Source organism: Comamonas sp. GW821-FHT11H03 (assembly GCF_058807955.1).
This window is the reverse complement of record NZ_JBXARF010000004.1, coordinates 289,308-306,192: the sequence shown is the minus strand read 5'-3', so window position 1 is coordinate 306,192 and position 16,885 is coordinate 289,308. Positions and strand designations below refer to the sequence as shown.

Genomic DNA, 16,885 nt, shown 5'->3' with positions numbered 1-16,885 from the left:
ATTTCACGATGGGGCGAGGCATTGCCGCCCCGCCGTCAGGTGCACGATCAGAACAGATCCATGGGCAATGCCATCACGCTGGTGGCGCCGTTGATCACAGCATCGGCCTGGCCGGGCACGCGGGTCAGGATATGTTCGGCATAGAACTGTGCTGTGGCCAGCTTGGCCTGCATGAAGGCCGTGTCCTGGCCCTTGGCCAGCAGGTCCTGCGCGGCCAACACCGAGCGGCCCAACTGCCAGCCTGCGACCAGATTGCCGGTGAGCATCAGATAGGGGACGCTGCCGGCATAGGCAGCATTGGGGTCGGCCTTGGCCTTGGCCACGATGAAGTCCACCACCTGCACAAAGGCCTCGCGGGCCTGGGCCAGATTCCTGGCAACGGCCTTGGCCGCATCGGTGCCGCTGGCAATGAGAGCTGCTTCGGTCTTCTCGATCTGGGCGGCAATCGCCTTGGCGGTCAGGCCGCCATCACGCGCGCTCTTGCGGCCGACCAGGTCATTGGCCTGAATGGCGGTCGTGCCCTCATAGATGGTCAGGATCTTGGCGTCGCGGTAGTACTGGGCCGCACCGGTTTCCTCGATGAAGCCCATGCCGCCATGCACCTGCACGCCCAGGCTGGTGACTTCCAGGCTCATCTCGGTGCTGTAGCCCTTGACCAGGGGCACCATGAATTCATAGAAGGTCTGGTTGGCCTGGCGCACTTCGGCGTCCGGGTGGTGGTGGGCGGCATCGTACGCGGCGGCGGCGGCGGTTGCCATGGCGCGGCAGCCTTCGTTGCTGGCACGCATGGTCATCAGCATGCGGCGCACATCGGGGTGGTGGATGATGGTGGCGCTGGCCTTGACCGAGCCGTCGACGGGGCGGCTTTGCACGCGCTCCTTGGCATAGGCCACGGCGTGCTGGTAGGCCCGCTCGGCCACGGCCAGGCCCTGCAGGCCCACGGCATAGCGCGCGGCGTTCATCATGATGAACATGTATTCGAGGCCGCGGTTTTCCTCGCCCACGAGGTAGCCGATGGCTCCCCCGTTGTCGCCAAATTGCAGCACGGCCGTGGGCGAGGCCTTGATGCCCATCTTGTGCTCAATGCTGACGCAGTGCACATCGTTGCGCTTGCCCAAGGAGCCGTCCTGGTTCACGAGGAACTTGGGCACGACAAACAGGCTGATTCCCTTGACGCCTTCGGGAGCGCCGGACACGCGGGCCAGCACCAGGTGGACGATGTTGTCCGCCATATCGTGCTCGCCATAGGTGATGAAGATCTTGGTGCCGAAGACCTTGTAGCTGCCGTCGCCCTGAGGCTCGGCCCTGGTGCGTACCAGGGCCAGGTCGGAGCCGGCCTGGGGCTCGGTCAGGTTCATGGTGCCGGTCCACTCGCCGGTGACCAGCTTTTCCAGATAGGTGGACTTGAGCTCGTCGCTGCCCGCAGTCAGCAGTGCCTCGATGGCGCCGTCGGTCAGCAGCGGGCACAGAGCAAAGCTCAGGTTGGCGCTGTTGAGCATCTCGATGCAGGCCGCGCCAATGGTCTTGGGCAGGCCCTGGCCGCCGAAGTCGGCAGGATGCTGCAGACCCTGCCAGCCGCCTTCGGCGTACTGCTTGAAGGCATCGGCGAAGCCGGGAGTCGTCGTGACCACACCATCCTTGAAGGAAGAGGGGTTGAGGTCGCCGGGAACATTCAGGGGAGCGACCACGCCTTCGCAAAGCTTGGCGCATTCTTCGAGAACGGCCTGTGCAGTTTCCAGCCCCGCATCTTCAAAGCCGGGAATCTGGGCGACCTGCTCGATCTGGGCCAGATGCTCCATGTCGAACAGCATGTCTTTGATGGGCGCTTTGTAAGTCATCGTCTCTGTTTCCTTGAATGCTGGCCCGGCTGGCAGCCAGACCTGGGTTGTGCCTTGGATTGTTGGGGATGTTGCCTGCCACAGACGGCAGGGGCTTCCCTCGACTTCATGTCTGGCGCCTGGCAAGAATGACAGGCCCTCGCATTGGTTTGACGTTTACGTAAACGGAATGATTCTAGAGGCTGGGACGGGTTTGTCGCAGTCGCAGACGCGCAATATGGTGGCCAACGCTTGCGGCAAGCTTTCAATCAAAGAGAAACTTTGAAGTTAACTTTTTATACCTGGTATTTACCCGTAATGTCGCGTAAAGACAAGAGAGCGGCGCTCTCGGGAAATGTCCTGGAGACGAACTCCCATAAATTCAGTCCAGTCTGAATGGAGGAATACCGGGGATATGGCTTAAGTCATTGATTCGTATTGATTCTGTTCGAGGTGAGGGCGTGTGCCGTATCACCTTTCGATTGGTATCTGACTGGGAGTTTGTATGGCTAAAGTAATCCGTTATAACGAAGTGGGCGGCCCCGAGGTGTTGCGACAGGAAGAAATTGAAGTCGGTCAACCCGGTCCAGGTCAGGTCCGCCTCAAGCAAGGCGCTGTGGCCTTGAACTTTGCCGATACCTATTTCCGCTCCGGTCTGTATCCCGCTCCTTTGCCTGCAGGCGTGGGCAGCGAGGCTTGCGGCACGATCACGGCCGTGGGCGACGGCGTGGCGGATTTCAAGGTCGGCGACCGCGTGACCTATACCGGCGCACTGAACACCATCGGCGCTTACGCCACGGAGCGCCTGATTTCTGCGGCTCCCCTGATCCGTCTGCCTGACAACATCAGCTTTGAAACCGCAGCAGCCATCACCATGCGTGGACTGACGGCGGCTTACCTGATGCGTCGCATCTGGGACTTCAAGAAGGGCGACACCATCTTGCTGCATGCTGCAGCCGGTGGCGTGGGCCTGCTGGTGTCGCAGTGGGCCAAGCTGGAAGGCCTGAACGTGATCGGCACCGTCTCCAGCGATGCCAAGGCCGAAGTGGCCAAGGCCCACGGCTGTGTTCACACCATCAACTACAGCCATGAAGATGTGGCCAAGCGCGTGCGTGAGCTGACGGACGGCGTGGGTGTGAATGCCGTTTTCGACAGCGTAGGCAAGGACACGTTCGAGGGCTCGCTCAACAGCCTGAAGGTGCGCGGGCTGATGGTCTGCCTGGGTACGGCTTCGGGCTCCATTGCGCCATTCAACCCGCAGATGCTGGCCGGCAAAGGCTCGCTCTTCCTGACCCGGCCGGCATCGGCGCATTACATCGCCGACCCCACGGAGCGTGCAGAGCTGGCCAACGAGCTGTTCGCCCATGTGGCCGAAGGTCGTATCAAGGTGGATATCAGCAAGCGCTATGCGCTGGAAGACGCCGTGCAGGCTCACCGCGATCTGGAGGCCCGCAAGATTGTGGGATCGGCCATCTTCACGCTCTGAGATACCGAAGGCAGCACTTCGGAATGAAAAGGGCTGAGCCATTCAGCCCTTTTTGCATCAACCCTGGCGATTGCCCACAGAAATAAATGCCATGACTCAAAGCTCTGCTGCAACGACATTGCAGGTCGACTTTTCGCTGGACCTGATCTGCCCCTGGTGCTGGATCGGTCTGCGCAATCTGCTGGCTGCCCGTGAGATGCTGCTGGCCACCTATCCCGACCAGCAGCTTGCAATCCAATGGCATGCAGACACTCTGCTGCCCCATATCCCGGAGCATGGAGTGCCTTACCAGGCCTTCTATGAAGCCCGGCTGGGCGGCCCCAGGGCCGTGGAGGTTCGCCGTGCCCAGGTGCGCTCGGCGGCCCATGCGGCGGGCCTGCAGATCAATCATGCGCTGATTGAAACCTTCCCCAGCACGCGCCTGGTCTGTGCGTTGGTCAACTACGCCCAGACCCAGCTCTATGGCGAATCCATGATCCGCTTTGTGGAGTCGATCTTTGCCGCCTACTTTGTACAAGGCCGCGATATAGGCTCGGTCATGGTGCTGCAGCAGCTGGCGCACTCGGCAGCACTGGACTGGAATCCTTCCCGCTTTGATGCGCTGCGCTACCAAAGCGAGGCGGGCCATGCCGGTGGCGTGCCGCATATGGTGTTCAACCAGCGCCTGCAGGTGACGGGCGCTGTGGCGCCCGCAGAGCTGCTGCGGGCCATGGAGCATGCCCGTGTTGCCGACAGCATCTTCGCCTGATACCGCCTTGCTGGCCGCCGGCGCAGTGCGGAATTTGCCGCCGGGCGGGCGAAAGCTGGTCTTCACGCCTGGTGGCCAGAGCCTCTTGCTGCTGAATATCGAAGGCGAGTTCTATGCCTTGGAGAACAGTTGCCCGCATGCGGGTGCCTCCATGGCCGGCGGCAATTGTGATGCCCATGTGCTGAGCTGCCCCGCGCATGGACTCAGGTTCGATATCCGCAGTGGCAGGTGCACGGCATCGCCGCAGATGACGATTCCTCTCTACGAAGTCCTTGTCAGAGAGGGGCTGCTCTGGCTCAAACTGCCTGGCAACTGCTGCTGAAACATCGAGCGCTGATGTGCGATGAAGAAGGCCCGCGGATTATCTCTGCGGGCCTTCTTCTATGGCTTCAGGATGGATGTCCTCTGGCCGGCAACCGGCAACCGGCAACCAGCAGGTGCCGGTTGCCATGGACCGGGCTCAGAACGTGTGGCGAATGCCGATGTCAAAGCCCGAAGCATTGCCGCCTGCGACCGGAATCGGGCCTTGCAGCGCGCCCGTGGCCACGGGCAGGTTGATGCTGCCGCGGTTGTCCACGTAGGCATAGGTGCCGTAGAGGGCGGTGCGCCTGGAGAGGTTGTGCACATAACCCACGGCGTACTTGTTGGAGCTGCTGGAGCTGTTGTCATTGCGGCTCAGGCGCATGAAGCTCATGGGAATGCTGCCGTTGCCGACCTTCCAGATGGCACCCAGCTGCCAGTAGCGTACATGGTTGGCATTGTCCAGAGCTGCCAGGCGGTTGCCGGTGCGGTGATCGGCAGCCAGAACCATGAGGCGGTGGCCCTCCCATAGGTAGGAGGCGGCGGCATTGATCTGCCTGTAATCGTCGGCGGCACGGTTCTTGGTGGTCGTAATGGCGACGGCGGCATCCCAGTGATCGCCTCCATAGCCCAGGCGTGCACCATAGACGCGGCCGTCCTGACGGTTGGGGCCGGCATCGTTTTCGCCGAATGCCGTCATCAATTGATAGAACAGTCCCTTGCAGCTGGAGCTGGAGCAGCCGGGCGAGAGGTAGCCAATGCTGTTCGACGCCCGAAAGCCCGTCACCGTCGTGCCGTGCAGCACATGCAGGCTCATGCCCACGCCGAGGCGGAAGGGGTCGTAGTTGAACATGTTCCAGAAGGCGGGCACATAGTCGCGGCCCAGACGTACCTCGCCCCATTGCTTGCTCTGAAGATAGACCAGGGACTTGCGGTTGAAGCTCAGGCCGTTGCCGCTGCCGGCCCCCGAAGGCTGGTTGTTGGTGTTGGAGGCCTGGCCGGTGCCGCTGTCGGTGTTGAGTCCCGCTTCCAGATCAAAGCCTGCGGCCAGGCCGCTGCCGAGATCTTCACGGCCCCGAAAGCCCAGGCGGCTGGCCTGATTGCCGCTGGAGGTCAGCATCTGACGCGAGCCTGCGCCCGCGCCGCGGTAATTGGATACGGCCATATCCACCACGCCGTAGACCTGCACAGACGATTGTGCCGAGGCCGCCAGCGGCGCCAGCGTGCATGCCAGAGCGCCCAGCGCATTGAAAGCCATTTTTTTTGTAGTCATTCATGTCTCCTTGAACCGTTGAAAAAAGATGCCTGATGGCAAACCGACGAAACACACAGCAGGGCAAAGCCGGACCCGAACCCGAGCCCGGGCCTGGGGAAGGGGTGAAGGCGCAGGCAAGCCCCGGCTCGAATCCGCAAAAGGGCTTGAGCCGGGTGCAGCTGCCCACGGTGCCAAGGGGGGAAGCACCGGGCAGAGGTCTTGAATCAGATAGGGGATGGAGCCGCGTGAGAGCCACTGCTCAAGGGCCCGGGGCTCAGTTTTCGGGCTTGTAGCCTATGGACTTGAGCAGGGCTGCCTGCTTGCGGCTGGCCTCTTTGAGCTCGGCCGTCAGTTCTGCGGTGGTAAGGGGCTGGCCCGGCTCCATGCCCAGCGCAGCGAGCTGTTTGAGCACGGACTCCTTGCGGAAATGGGCCAGCGCCACATCTCGGAGTTTTTGCTGGATGACGGCCGGGGTTTGCGGGTGGGACCACACGGCAAACCAGCCGGGCTTGGACAGCTGGGGGTAGCCCAGCTCCGTGAACGTCGGCACGTCGGGCAGGGCCTGCAGGCGGCTCGGGTAGACGGCGGCCAGCGCCTTGATCTTGCCGCTGCGAATCAGGGGTAGCGAAGTCGTGACGCCATCGAACATCACCGGGACATGGCCGCCCATGAGGTCCACCAGAGCAGGGGGCGAGCCCTTGTAGCCCACATGGCGCATATTGATCTTGGCCAACTGGCCCAGCAGCATGCCCGAGGTGTGACCCTTCAGGCCCGTGGCGTAGGAGGCAAAGTCCACGCCGTCGCGTTGCTGTCTGGCGTAGCTGATGAATTCGGGCAGGTTCTGGAACGGCAGATCCTTGTTGGCGACCATGACCAGGCCGGTGCGTGTGAGCTGGGCCAGCGGAGTCAGGTCCTTGAACGGGTCGAAACTGACTCTCTGGGCCAGGGGCGCCTCGCTCAGTGCTCCGTCCTGAATCACCAAAAAGGTGTAGCCGCTTTTGCCATGGGACTTGAGGTCCTGGATGCCGATAGCCCCCGATGCACCGGCCTTGGATTCCACGATCACGGGCTGCTTGAGCTCTTGCTGAATGCCCTCTGCCAGCAGACGGGCCAGGGTGTCGGCCGTGCCGCCGGCAGGCCCGGTGACGATCAGGCGTATGGGCTTGGCCGGCCAGTCTGCGCTTTGCTCGGCCTGCGCGGGCAGGGTCAGGCAGGCGGCCACGGCCATGACGGCAAGGCCTAATTTGCGGCGCAGTGCGCTGGCTGTCGCGGTGCGAGAGTCTGCCGTGTCCACGGAACTGCGCGAGGCGGGTGTCGTTGCCTTCATTGCTTGTCTCCTTCAACGGGGAGATCTGGCTCCCCATCTGCGCGCACCTACTACATATTGCGGGGGGCTGCGCATTCATCGTGATGGTCGTCGGGCGGCTCAGGCCGTTGGCTCGGGCTGTCGGGCTTCGATCCGAGCCTGCAAATCCTCGATCAGCTGTTTTGCCTGCGGCCAGGGGCCATGGCCCGAGGCCGGGTTCAGGTGGCCCTGCGGGCCCAGCTCCACCAGCTCGCTTCCCCAGTCGCGCGCAAAGCCGCGCGCCCGCTCCAACGAGGTCAGCGGGTCGTTGCTGCTGGCTGCCAGCAGTGTGGGAAACGGCAGGGGTTGGCGTGGGATGGGCGTCCAGCCGTGGGCTGCCAGCACATCTTTGGAGGGGTAGCCGGCAGGCATCTGGGTTTGCACATCGGCGGGGGCCGCAAGCAAGGCTCCGAGAACGGGACGGGCTCGACGCAGCGCCCAGTGCGCGACCATCATGCAGCCGGCGCTGTGCGCCACGATGATGACGGGGCCGTCGATGCTCTCCAGTGCACGGTCGATTGCGTCCAGGCGGGCCTGGCAGCTGAGCTTGTCCTGCTCCAGCGGTGGCACGGTGGTGCAGGGGATGGACTGCGCAGTCAGCTCCTTGGCCAGCAGCGTCTGCCAGTGCTCCTCCACATGGTCGCGCAGGCCGGGGATGATGAGAATCGTGTGCTTCAAGGTCATCTTCTGTCTCCTGGCTCAGTCCGTGGGGCCGCCGATGATGGCGGTGCGTTCCATCTTGCGGTGGCAGGGCTGGTAGTCCATCACTGCGTAGTGCTGGGTGGAGCGGTTGTCCCAGAAGGCTACGCTGTTCCTGCTCCATTTGAAGCGCACCTGGTACTCGGGAATCATGGCCTGGCTGGTGAGGTAGTTGAGCAGTTGCGAGGAGCCGGGCGATTTGTCCAGGCCGAAGCGCACATTGGCGGGTGTGTTGTAGTTGGTGAAATGGGTGGTGAAGCTGCTGTTGACGAACAGAATCTTCTCGCCGGTTTCGGGGTGGATGCGCACCACGGGGTGCTCGGCGTCGGGGTATTGGGCCTTGAGTGCCAGGCGCTTTTCGATAGGCATGACGGCACCAAAGCTCGCTTCGATGCTGTGGCGGGCACGCAGGTGCTCGATCTTGACCTTGATGTCGGCTGGCAGGTTCTCGTAGGCCATCACCATGTTCACCCACATGGTGTCGCCGCCCACGGGCGGGCATTCAACGCAGCGCAGCACGCAGCCCATGGGGGGCTGCTCGCGCCAGGTGGCATCGGTGTGCCAGGAGTTCTCGTTGCGGTCCACAGGGCTGTCGGGGGTCTTGTAGATCTGCACCAGGCCAGGGTGCTCGGGGTGGCTGCCCACCACCGGGTGGTCTTCCAGTTCGCCAAACTTGCGTGCAAACGCCACATGCTCGGCGCGTGTGATGTCCTGGTCGCGGAAAAAGATCACGCGGTGCCTGAGCAGCGCCTGGCGGATCTCGGCCATCAGGCCTTCGTCCTCGGCGGCCGCACCCAGATGAACGTTGGACAGCTCCGCACCGATGGAGCAGGTCAGAGGATTGACTTCCACAGAGCGGGTCAAAGAGCTGGAGCGGATAAGGGCGGGTGCTGCGCCAACCTCGTTTTTCATGGGGAAGTCTCCTTATAGAATCAATGTCGCCAGTGTGAAAACTCCCCTCGATCGGCGCTTGTCATTACATGACTGGTGCTTTGCAATTAGTGCCAAATTAGTGCCAAGTTAGTGAAACCCCATGGCCTCTCTCGTTCGCGCAGCCTGCTTGACCAATTACGCCGAAGTCGCCCAGGCTTCGGGGCTGAATGGCACGCGCATGCTGCTCGATGCTGGTCTCAGCCCCGGTGTGCTCGACGAGCCGGATCTGATGATCCCGGTGGACAAGGTGGGGCGTTTGCTGCAGGCCTCGGCCACGCAGTCGGGCAATGAGAGCTTTGGTCTGTGCATGGCGCGCTCGCGCCTGCTCTCCAATATGGGGCCGGTGGGCCTGCTGATTCGCGATCAGGCCACGCTGCGCGATTCGCTGAACCTGCTGGTGCGTCACCTGGCGCTGCTCAATGGCGCGATGACGCTGGAGCTCGATGAGCAGGCCGATACCGTGCTGATCCGCGAGCTTTTGCTGGCCGGCCGTGCCCATGAGCCTACGCGCCAGCGCGTGGAGCTGGCGCTGGGCGTGATGGTGCGCGCCATTCGGCAGCTCATCGGGCGTGACTGGCAGCCTCGCATGGTGTGTTTCGAGCATGCCGCGCCCAAGGACCTGAGCATGCATCACCTGATGTTCGGCCCGCGCGTGCAGTTCAATCAGGAGTTCAACTGCATTGTTTGCGCCAAGGCCGATCTCGATACGCGCAACGAGTTTGCCGACCCTGCCATGGTGCGCTATGCCCAGAAGCTGCTGGAGGCAGTGGCGCCCATGGGCGAGGAAGCGGTGCTGGACGATATGCGCCGCACCATCTTGCTGCTGTTGCCCAGCGGTCGCTGCAGCATTGACAAGGTCAGCGAGCACCTGGGTGTGGTGCCACGCACCATTCAGCGCCGGCTGACGGAAAAGGGTCAGAGCTTTTCCTCGCTGATGAACGATATCCGCAAGGAGCTGGCCGTGCGCTATGTGTTCGAGAGCAACCGCTCTCTGACCGAAGTGGCCGAGCTGCTGGGCTTTACGGCCCCCAGCAGTTTTTCGCGCTGGTATCAGAGCCAGTTTGGCTGCAGCGCCAAGGACAGCCGTGCCAAGGCACAGACCGAAGGCACAGGCGGCGCATAAAAAAGCGGGCCGCAGGGGCCCGCCAAACACACTACCAAAGTGCCGCCCCCCGGGGAGAGGGCGGCTACGCCAGCGTCCTTCAGTTGCTGGTGATTCTGAGCTTGCTCAGAATTTTGCGGTTCTGCTCCACCGTGTTCAGCATTTTTTGTTGCAGCTCCGTCATCGTGCCGGGCTGGGGTGCGTCAAAGCCCTGGGTTTTGAGCTGCGCCTGGAACTTGGCGGATTGAGTCACCTTGTCCATTTCCTGGCGCACCTTCTGGATCAGGGCCGGGGGAGTGCTGCTGAGCACGAACAGTCCCACGCTGGCATCGGGCAGCACAAAGTCGGGCATGTTCTGCTCGGCAAAGCTGGGCACATCGGGCAGCAGGCGCGAGCGGTTGGGCGAGACCACGCCCAGGGCCTTGACCTTGCCGGCCTTGACCAGAGGGGCTGCATTGCTCACCACTTCAAAGGTCAGCTGTACCTGGTTGCCGATCAGATCAACGATGGCAGGGGCGGAGCCCTTGTAGGGTATGGCGGTGATCCTGCCGCCGCTTTTCTCGCTCAGCAGCTCGCCCAGCATGTCGGAGCGAGTGCCGGGGCTCAGGTTGGCGATGTTGATCGGGCCGGAGCTCTTTTTTGCATAGTCCAGCACCTCCTGAATCCTGGTGGGGGGGAAGCTGTTGTTGGCCACCAGCATATGCACCATGGAGGCCACATCCGAGACATAGGTGAAGGTCTTGTGCACGTCAAACGGCGTCTTCACGGTGAGTGGAAAGTCGGTCCAGATGCTGGAGGGCGCAATCATCAGCGTGTGCCAGTCGGCGGGTGCATTCATCACGGCGCGCTCGGCAATCACAGCCGATCCGCCGGGTTTGTTGTCGACGACCACGGGCTGGCCCAGATTGCTCTGCAGATGATCGGCCACCAGGCGCGCCACACCATCGGTGATGCCACCTGGAGGCGCAGGAACGACGAGGCGGATGGGTTTGACGGGCCAGGCGGGTGTTGGGGTCTGGGCCTGTGCGGCGGTGGCGGCCAGCAGGCCTGTACAAAGCACGGCGGCGCAGCAGCGCAGGCTTTGAGTCATGCTGCGCCTATGTTGCTTGCGTGATGGCGTGGCGGGTTCTGCGAAATTCACGGCGCTTGTCATGGAGGTCTCCTGTCGTTTTGTCATGGGTCTGGCATGTCCTTGCGTGCAGGTGCCCGGGTGGAGGAATGCAGCCATTCATGATGGTTGGCGGCCAGTCGCCGGACTTGACGTTTCATGCCTGCGACTTCGCATTTGATGACTGCCGTACCCCGCACTTACCCGATGCGGGCGATGTCGTTCGCAGGCTGCGGCAGCTTGAGTCTGCGGCCTGCAAAGCTCTTGGCGCAGCTTTGCTGCCTGTCTCGCTTTCAGGAGTGGCTTGCCGGCCCTGTCGCGTTTGAGAAAGCGCGTGTCCTGAAATGCAAAGTGGCATCTCGCACGGCATTTGATACTGGCCTCACGCATCGGCAAGGGACTGAAATGCCCTGTTGCCGCTGGTCCAGACACTGATTTCTCTCACTCAAACCGGAGACAACAACCATGAACTTTCTCGACGGTCACCTGTATCCCGAAAACCAGCAGCCGCTGATCATCACGGCGGCTCCCTACGCTCCGGGCTGGATTCCCTCGGACTTCCCCGAGGACATCCCCATCACCATGGAAGAGCAGATTCAGAAGGCCGTGGACTGCTATGAGGCCGGTGCCACCGTGTTGCACCTGCATGTGCGGGAAGACGATGGCAAGGGCAGCAAGCGTCTGTCCAAGTTCAACGAACTTATCGCCGGTGTGCGCGAGCGTGTGCCCGAGATGATCATTCAGGTGGGCGGCTCCATCAGCTTTGCGCCCGAAGGCCCGGATGGCCAAGCCAAGTGGCTCTCCGACGATACCCGCCATATGCTGGCCGAGCTGACACCCGTGCCCGATCAGGTGACGGTGACCGTCAACACCACGCAGATGAACGTGACCGAGCATGCCGGCGAAGACGACTTCCGCGGTGTCTCGCGCGGCTTCCCGCATCTGCACAAGACCTACAAGGACATGATTGTTCCTTCGAACCCCAGCTTTGTCGAAGAACACATCCGCCGTCTGTCCGAAAAGGGCATCCAGAGCGCCTTCCAGGTTTACAACATCAACAGTTTCGAGACCATCGAGCGCATGATTCGCCGCGGCGTCTACAAGGGCCCGCTGGTCATGAACTGGGTCGCCATCAGCGGCGGCATGGACCAGGCCAATATCTACAACCTGGCCAATATGCTGCGCGCCGTGCCCGACAACGCCATCGTGACGGTGGAGAGCTCGGTGCTGAACGTGCTGCCCATCAACATGATCGGCATGGCACTGGGTCTGCATGTGCGCTGCGGTATCGAAGACGTGCTGTGGAACCAGACCCGCACCGGCAAGATGAGCACTGTGGAGCAGATCAGGCAGCTGGTGCGCATTGCGGGCGAGTTTGGTCGCCCGATTGCCACCGCCCAGCAGGCCCGCGAGATCAAGCAGATCGGCGTGTTCTACGAAACCGCCGACGAAACCCTGGCCAGGAACGGCTTCGCGCCCAACCGCAAGGGCGCCAACCAGGGCTTTCTGCGCAAGCCCATGGACGCTATGGCCTGAGTCTCAAAGCCCGGATGACTGGGCCCGGCTCATCAGCCAAGGGCTAGCCGCTGTGCGCTTGTCACGCTTGCCTGGTGGATGCGTGGCCAGGCGCCTGGCCCCGCCGACTTCCTTGAGAAGTCGGCTTTTTTATTTTTCTGAATTCAAGCCCGCAGATAAAGGTCTTCGCCGCGCACGTTGCGCTCCTGCAGGATTTCTCCGGCCGCCTGCAGCTCATCCAGATGCTGGGAGATGCTGCGCGTCTCGGCCCCCTGTACCCAGGGAGCATCAAAGCCTTGCGGGTAGAGCAGGCGCTGCTCCACCATCTGCGAGAGCGTCAGGGGGCGCTGCGCCAGCCATTCGAGAATGCGTGCACCGCGCTCGTCAATGACCGCAGCAAAGCGCTTGAGGTCTCGTACAAACGTCTCGCGCTCGGTGTAAATGCCTTTGTGGTGAGAAGTCACCCAGACCCTGGCATCGATCTCCGGCAGCCGTGCCAGGCTGCGGCGAAAGTCCGCCAGACAGGAGCAGGCGTCGCCGTAATAGGGCCCGAAGCCCGTCAGGTCGATATCTCCGATAAAGGCAACCCCCTCGGGCTCGATCAGCAGCACGCTGTGGCCCGCCGTATGGCCCGGCATATGAATGGCGCGAATCTGCGACTGGCCCAGCTCCCAGACGGCCCCGTCTTCGTAGCCCCTGGCATCGGGTCTGGGGGTGTAGAAGAATTCGCTCTCCAGCTTGCTGCGCATGATGTCGGCCTGCTCCGAATCGGCCCAGCCAAAGGTGGCAACCAGGCCCTCCCAGCTTTGCAAGGCCGCCAGATCGCCCACGTGAGCAAAGACCTGTGCGTCTGGCAGGCGGTGCAGGCCAGCCATATGGTCCTCATGCACATGACCCATCACCACCAGCTCGGTGTTATCGAACTCGGCCCCGATATGATTGGCAACAACAGGCGTATCCAGCGCTGCCTGCGTATCGCTGCCGCAAATCATGATCTGGTTGCCGTCCGGATACTTGCCTCCCTTGGCGCCGCGAAACACCGTCACGCGGCCAAACTGGTGGCGCTGTATGTCTGTCTGGGCTGTGTCGATGGGATGCGTCATGGTCTGGGTAGAGGAAAGTGAAGCCGGCTTCTGCGAAGATTAAGACCTTGGATGTATTTGCGCTGTCACCACAGCGCTTTGAAAGACGAGTCGCAGATGACCCAACAAGACAAACAGGCTCAGGAAAGCCATCTGATCGAGCACCCCATCAAAAGCGAGCTGGTGCATCAGGGCAGTTTTCTGCAAGTAAAGCTTGATACCGTGCGCCTGCCCCATGGAGGTCAGGCCACGCGCGAGTATGTGGTGCACCCCGGTGCGGTGGTGGTGATCGGCCTGCTCGACGATGGCCGCGTGCTGCTGGAGCGGCAGTTTCGCTACCCCGTGGGCCGGGTCATGACGGAGTTTCCGGCTGGCAAGCTCGATGCGGGCGAGCGGCCGCTGATCTGCGCCCAGCGCGAGCTGCTGGAGGAGACCGGCTACAGCGCGCGCGAATGGGCCTACGCCGGCCCCATGCATCTGGCGATCGGCTACTCCGACGAAGTCATTCACATCTTCTTCGCGCGCGGCCTGACTGCGGGCGAGCGCCAGCTCGATGCCGACGAGTTTCTCGATGTCTGCAGCATGACACCTGCCGAGTTGCTGGACGGCGTGCGTAGCGGCCAGGTCACCGATGCCAAGACCTTGAGCTGTTGCCTGTGGCTGCAGAATGTGCAAAGCGGTGCCTGGTCTCTGGAGTGGAAGCCGGCCTGATTTTTTTGATAGCTGCTTGCGCACGTAAAATATGGTTTTCAGCTATAAAAGTGCCTGAAATTCATGTCAAACTGGTGCTGGCTGCTTCTTTTTTAGGATTGCCTGATGCCCATCAGTGTTTGTCGCCGGATGATGACAGGCGCTGCATGGCCTTCCTATAAACTGGTGCCATGCACCATGGCGCACCACCTCTATTGGAAGGTTGCGGTCTGAAGCGGTGTTCAGGAGTGTTTCATGGAATCGTCAGAGCTTGAGGATGACAGCGTTTTCGAGAGTGCGGCCGAGCTGTTCAAAGCCATGGCTGCCCCCATGCGGCTGAAGATCATCAGCGCGCTGTGCAACGGAGAGAAAAACGTCTCCGAGCTGCTCGCTTCCATAGACACGACCCAGCCCAATATGTCTCAGCACCTGAACACGCTGTACCAGTCCGGCATTCTGGGCCGCAGGCGTGAAGGGGTCAGCATCTACTACTTCATCGCCAACGAGAAGGTCGTCCATATGTGCCGCACCATCTGCGTGCAGATTGCCATCGAACAGAACTGATGGCTTGAGTCCCAAAAGAAGAAAAGGCGCACCAGGCGCCTTTTTTCATGGCCGTATGCGCTTCAGGGCTTGAGGTAGACAAAGCCCTCTTTGGCCTGCAGGCGTGCGACTTCGGCCACACCGGAGGGGACGACCGAGGCTTCCATCAGTAGGTTTGAGGTATCGAGCTTGCGCGTTTGCAGCGTGTTGTTGCAGACCTTGAACTCCACGCCGCGCCCCACCAGTGCACTGACCTGGCCGCTGAACTCGCGGCCCTTGCTGTCCTTGGCATTGCTGAGCAAAAAGTCTATGCCGGGCCCATGGGTGACCACCACGATCTTGTCCGTGGGCGAGGCATTGAGTTCGTTGTTGATATTGGCGAGTATGGCGGCCGCCGTTTCCACGCCGGTGTTGACGTGATAGACCACTTTCACATCCTGAGCGGCGGCAATCGCCGTACACAGGGCAAAGCTCAGGGCAACAAGTTGGCGCTTCATCGAAGGTCTCCTGTGGGGTCTGTAGGCATCAGGGAAGATGCTGCTGGTTAAATATTGCCACTTGCTTATATTAACGATGACGCAAACATTCAAAAATAGGGCAAGCGCTAGTGGCGACATTAGTGGCGGCATTCATGCATGACGCGCTGCCCATGCAAGGGAGACAAAGCCATGACAAGCTGGGCAGGAGCTGCGCTGAGGAGCTTTGCAGGAATGGCAATCGCAGCGGCCATCGCAGCGCTAGGTACAGCGGCAGCGCATGATGCAGCCCCGAGGTCGTTCATTCCGCAAGCGGCCAGTGCCCCCGTGATGGAGCTGCAGCAGGTGGCGGCCAATGTGTTTTTTGTGCAGGGCGTATCGGCGCTGGGCAGTGCGGCCAATCGCAACTTCATCTCCAATGCGGGCTTTGTCATCACCCATGACAGCGTGGTCGTGATCGATGCGCTGGGCTCACCCGCACTGGCCGAGGAGCTGGTGCAGAAAATCCGGACGCTGACGCCCAAGCCCATCAGCCATGTGCTGCTGACCCACTATCACGCCGACCACATCTATGGCCTGCAGGTGTTCGAGGCCCTGGGCGCAAGAATCGTGGCCCATGCCCAGGCGCGTGAATATATCAATTCAGAAACCGCACATCTGCGGCTTGAGGCTTCGCGCAAGGATCTGGCGCCCTGGGTCGACCGGAGCACGCGCCTGGTGCCGGCGAGTCAATGGGTGGCAGGCGACAGCTCCACGCTGAAGATAGGGGGCGTGGACTTTGTGCTGCAGCACATGGGGCCCTCGCACACGCCGGAGGATACGGCCATCTTCCTGCCGCAAAGCGGTGTGCTGTTCATTGGCGATGTGGTGTTTCGCAACCGCATTCCCTATGTGGGCCAGGCCGACAGCCGCCACTGGATTGCGGCGCTGGACGAGTTGCTCAAGCTGCCCGTGAAGGTCATGGTGCCGGGCCACGGCCCGGCCTCCGAGCAGCCGCGCCAGGACATGCAGCTGACGCGTGACTATCTGCACTATCTGCGCGAGGCCATGGGCAAGGCCGCAGCCAATCTCGACCCGTTTGACGAGGCCTACCAGGCGACGGACTGGTCCAGGTTCTCGGCCTACCCGCTGTTCAAGGAAGCCAATCGCATGAATGCCTACAACACCTTCTTGCTGATGGAGCAGGAAAAGCCGTGACGGCCATGGCCCGCTTCTTTGATGTCCGCAGAAGACTGTGCTTGTTGCAGTTGCTGCTGGCGGGCGCGGCACCGGCGTGGGCGGCGCTCGATGCCTCGGAGCGCCTGCTGCCCACCAGCCAGAGCCTGCAGCATGACCTGGCCTTGGCGCTGGCCCGCAAGCAGCCGCTGGTGGTGATGGCCAGCCTGCATGGCTGCCCGTATTGCAAGATCGTGCGCGAGCATCATCTGCTGCCGTTGCAACAGTCTGGGGCCTTGGTGACCCAGATTCATTTTCTGTCGCCCGAGCCTTTGCGGGACTGGGATGGCGCGGCGACCACGCATGGCGGCATGGTCAGGCAACTGAGCATCGAGGTCGCGCCGACCGTGCTCTTCTATGGAGCTGCTCACAAGGAGGTGGCCGAGCGCTTGAGCGGCAGCTCCATCCCCGATTTCTATGGCGCTTATCTGGATGAGCGCATGAGGACGGCGCGTGCAGCGGTGCAGGGGCGTTGAGCTCGTTGTTCCTGATCGGGAATAACGAGGGTTAGCGCGGGATTTCAAATTGGGCATCCTGTCCGATACTTTAAATAACAACATGCTTATATATA

The 16,885-nt window shown here is 61.8% G+C and carries 17 protein-coding genes; 9 read left to right on the top strand and 8 right to left on the bottom strand.

Going from position 1 to position 16,885, the window contains the following annotated elements; all coding sequences use genetic code 11:
* Positions 1 to 47: 47 nt before the first annotated feature.
* Entirely contained in the window at positions 48 to 1,838 is a 1,791-nt protein-coding gene (locus AC1RTQ_RS11925; protein ID WP_492875954.1) for an acyl-CoA dehydrogenase, read from the bottom strand.
* A gap of 484 nt (positions 1,839 to 2,322) precedes the next feature.
* On the opposite strand from AC1RTQ_RS11925, the gene AC1RTQ_RS11920 reads away from it, so the two are divergent.
* From AC1RTQ_RS11920 to AC1RTQ_RS11910, 3 genes are all read left to right on the top strand, one after another.
* Complete coding sequence (locus AC1RTQ_RS11920) at positions 2,323 to 3,303, top strand: quinone oxidoreductase family protein (protein ID WP_492875952.1); 981 nt, start codon at positions 2,323 to 2,325, stop codon at positions 3,301 to 3,303.
* Positions 3,304 to 3,394: 91 nt separating this feature from the next.
* The gene (locus AC1RTQ_RS11915; RefSeq protein WP_492875950.1) at positions 3,395 to 4,051 is read left to right on the top strand and encodes a DsbA family protein; all 657 of its coding nucleotides are present in this window, start codon (positions 3,395 to 3,397) and stop codon (positions 4,049 to 4,051) included.
* Positions 4,020 to 4,373, top strand: a complete 354-nt coding sequence (locus AC1RTQ_RS11910) for a Rieske (2Fe-2S) protein (RefSeq protein ID WP_492875948.1) — start codon at positions 4,020 to 4,022, stop codon at positions 4,371 to 4,373. Before AC1RTQ_RS11915 ends, AC1RTQ_RS11910 begins: the two co-directional genes overlap by 32 nt.
* A 138-nt stretch (positions 4,374 to 4,511) precedes the next feature.
* Here AC1RTQ_RS11910 and AC1RTQ_RS11905 read toward each other — a convergent pair whose 3' ends face one another.
* The 4 genes from AC1RTQ_RS11905 to AC1RTQ_RS11890 all read right to left on the bottom strand — a co-directional run bounded on the left by AC1RTQ_RS11905 (position 4,512) and on the right by AC1RTQ_RS11890 (position 8,562).
* Positions 4,512 to 5,624, bottom strand: coding sequence for a porin (locus tag AC1RTQ_RS11905; RefSeq protein WP_492875946.1), 1,113 nt, complete (start codon positions 5,622 to 5,624; stop codon positions 4,512 to 4,514).
* 256 nt (positions 5,625 to 5,880) lie between these two features.
* Positions 5,881 to 6,933, bottom strand: a complete 1,053-nt coding sequence (locus tag AC1RTQ_RS11900) for a Bug family tripartite tricarboxylate transporter substrate binding protein (protein ID WP_492875944.1) — start codon at positions 6,931 to 6,933, stop codon at positions 5,881 to 5,883.
* A gap of 99 nt (positions 6,934 to 7,032) precedes the next feature.
* Positions 7,033 to 7,635 carry an RBBP9/YdeN family alpha/beta hydrolase gene (locus AC1RTQ_RS11895; RefSeq protein WP_492875942.1) on the bottom strand — a complete coding sequence of 201 codons (603 nt, stop codon included), beginning with the start codon at positions 7,633 to 7,635 and terminating at the stop codon, positions 7,033 to 7,035.
* A gap of 15 nt (positions 7,636 to 7,650) precedes the next feature.
* On the bottom strand, positions 7,651 to 8,562 hold the full coding sequence (locus AC1RTQ_RS11890) for a TauD/TfdA dioxygenase family protein (protein ID WP_409815972.1): 912 nt from the start codon (positions 8,560 to 8,562) through the stop codon (positions 7,651 to 7,653).
* Positions 8,563 to 8,683: 121 nt separating this feature from the next.
* Between AC1RTQ_RS11890 and AC1RTQ_RS11885 the strand changes: the two genes are divergently transcribed.
* Positions 8,684 to 9,706 carry an AraC family transcriptional regulator gene (locus tag AC1RTQ_RS11885; RefSeq protein WP_492875939.1) on the top strand — a complete coding sequence of 341 codons (1,023 nt, stop codon included), beginning with the start codon at positions 8,684 to 8,686 and terminating at the stop codon, positions 9,704 to 9,706.
* Positions 9,707 to 9,785: 79 nt separating this feature from the next.
* Here AC1RTQ_RS11885 and AC1RTQ_RS11880 read toward each other — a convergent pair whose 3' ends face one another.
* Positions 9,786 to 10,838, bottom strand: coding sequence for a Bug family tripartite tricarboxylate transporter substrate binding protein (locus tag AC1RTQ_RS11880; protein ID WP_492875937.1), 1,053 nt, complete (start codon positions 10,836 to 10,838; stop codon positions 9,786 to 9,788).
* Positions 10,839 to 11,258: 420 nt separating this feature from the next.
* Here AC1RTQ_RS11880 and AC1RTQ_RS11875 point away from each other — a divergent pair, with 420 nt between their 5' ends.
* Complete coding sequence (locus AC1RTQ_RS11875) at positions 11,259 to 12,329, top strand: beta-keto acid cleavage family enzyme (RefSeq protein WP_492875935.1); 1,071 nt, start codon at positions 11,259 to 11,261, stop codon at positions 12,327 to 12,329.
* Between the two features lie 143 nt (positions 12,330 to 12,472).
* Here AC1RTQ_RS11875 and AC1RTQ_RS11870 read toward each other — a convergent pair whose 3' ends face one another.
* Positions 12,473 to 13,411, bottom strand: a complete 939-nt coding sequence (locus AC1RTQ_RS11870; RefSeq protein WP_492875933.1) for an MBL fold metallo-hydrolase — start codon at positions 13,409 to 13,411, stop codon at positions 12,473 to 12,475.
* 96 nt (positions 13,412 to 13,507) lie between these two features.
* Between AC1RTQ_RS11870 and AC1RTQ_RS11865 the strand changes: the two genes are divergently transcribed.
* Together AC1RTQ_RS11865 and AC1RTQ_RS11860 are read left to right on the top strand one after the other, a co-directional pair.
* Complete coding sequence (locus AC1RTQ_RS11865; RefSeq protein WP_492875931.1) at positions 13,508 to 14,101, top strand: NUDIX domain-containing protein; 594 nt, start codon at positions 13,508 to 13,510, stop codon at positions 14,099 to 14,101.
* 234 nt (positions 14,102 to 14,335) lie between these two features.
* Positions 14,336 to 14,644: an ArsR/SmtB family transcription factor gene (locus AC1RTQ_RS11860; RefSeq protein ID WP_003053925.1), complete on the top strand. Its 309-nt coding sequence runs from the start codon at positions 14,336 to 14,338 to the stop codon at positions 14,642 to 14,644.
* A gap of 62 nt (positions 14,645 to 14,706) precedes the next feature.
* Here AC1RTQ_RS11860 and AC1RTQ_RS11855 read toward each other — a convergent pair whose 3' ends face one another.
* The gene (locus tag AC1RTQ_RS11855) at positions 14,707 to 15,120 is read right to left on the bottom strand and encodes a DsrE family protein (RefSeq protein ID WP_492875929.1); all 414 of its coding nucleotides are present in this window, start codon (positions 15,118 to 15,120) and stop codon (positions 14,707 to 14,709) included.
* 171 nt (positions 15,121 to 15,291) lie between these two features.
* On the opposite strand from AC1RTQ_RS11855, the gene AC1RTQ_RS11850 reads away from it, so the two are divergent.
* Together AC1RTQ_RS11850 and AC1RTQ_RS11845 are read left to right on the top strand one after the other, a co-directional pair.
* Positions 15,292 to 16,296, top strand: coding sequence for an MBL fold metallo-hydrolase (locus AC1RTQ_RS11850; RefSeq protein ID WP_492875927.1), 1,005 nt, complete (start codon positions 15,292 to 15,294; stop codon positions 16,294 to 16,296).
* A gap of 5 nt (positions 16,297 to 16,301) precedes the next feature.
* Positions 16,302 to 16,790, top strand: a complete 489-nt coding sequence (locus tag AC1RTQ_RS11845; RefSeq protein WP_492876131.1) for a thioredoxin domain-containing protein — start codon at positions 16,302 to 16,304, stop codon at positions 16,788 to 16,790.
* Positions 16,791 to 16,885 lie beyond the last annotated feature (95 nt).

Coding starts and splice junctions, on each gene's coding strand:
- AC1RTQ_RS11925 (WP_492875954.1), bottom strand. CDS start 1,838: ATGACTTACAAAGCGCCCATCAAAGACATGCTGTTCGACATGGAGCAT.
- AC1RTQ_RS11920 (WP_492875952.1), top strand. CDS start 2,323: ATGGCTAAAGTAATCCGTTATAACGAAGTGGGCGGCCCCGAGGTGTTG.
- AC1RTQ_RS11915 (WP_492875950.1), top strand. CDS start 3,395: ATGACTCAAAGCTCTGCTGCAACGACATTGCAGGTCGACTTTTCGCTG.
- AC1RTQ_RS11910 (WP_492875948.1), top strand. CDS start 4,020: ATGCCCGTGTTGCCGACAGCATCTTCGCCTGATACCGCCTTGCTGGCC.
- AC1RTQ_RS11905 (WP_492875946.1), bottom strand. CDS start 5,624: ATGACTACAAAAAAAATGGCTTTCAATGCGCTGGGCGCTCTGGCATGC.
- AC1RTQ_RS11900 (WP_492875944.1), bottom strand. CDS start 6,933: ATGAAGGCAACGACACCCGCCTCGCGCAGTTCCGTGGACACGGCAGAC.
- AC1RTQ_RS11895 (WP_492875942.1), bottom strand. CDS start 7,635: ATGACCTTGAAGCACACGATTCTCATCATCCCCGGCCTGCGCGACCAT.
- AC1RTQ_RS11890 (WP_409815972.1), bottom strand. CDS start 8,562: ATGAAAAACGAGGTTGGCGCAGCACCCGCCCTTATCCGCTCCAGCTCT.
- AC1RTQ_RS11885 (WP_492875939.1), top strand. CDS start 8,684: ATGGCCTCTCTCGTTCGCGCAGCCTGCTTGACCAATTACGCCGAAGTC.
- AC1RTQ_RS11880 (WP_492875937.1), bottom strand. CDS start 10,838: ATGACAAGCGCCGTGAATTTCGCAGAACCCGCCACGCCATCACGCAAG.
- AC1RTQ_RS11875 (WP_492875935.1), top strand. CDS start 11,259: ATGAACTTTCTCGACGGTCACCTGTATCCCGAAAACCAGCAGCCGCTG.
- AC1RTQ_RS11870 (WP_492875933.1), bottom strand. CDS start 13,411: ATGACGCATCCCATCGACACAGCCCAGACAGACATACAGCGCCACCAG.
- AC1RTQ_RS11865 (WP_492875931.1), top strand. CDS start 13,508: ATGACCCAACAAGACAAACAGGCTCAGGAAAGCCATCTGATCGAGCAC.
- AC1RTQ_RS11860 (WP_003053925.1), top strand. CDS start 14,336: ATGGAATCGTCAGAGCTTGAGGATGACAGCGTTTTCGAGAGTGCGGCC.
- AC1RTQ_RS11855 (WP_492875929.1), bottom strand. CDS start 15,120: ATGAAGCGCCAACTTGTTGCCCTGAGCTTTGCCCTGTGTACGGCGATT.
- AC1RTQ_RS11850 (WP_492875927.1), top strand. CDS start 15,292: ATGACAAGCTGGGCAGGAGCTGCGCTGAGGAGCTTTGCAGGAATGGCA.
- AC1RTQ_RS11845 (WP_492876131.1), top strand. CDS start 16,302: ATGGCCCGCTTCTTTGATGTCCGCAGAAGACTGTGCTTGTTGCAGTTG.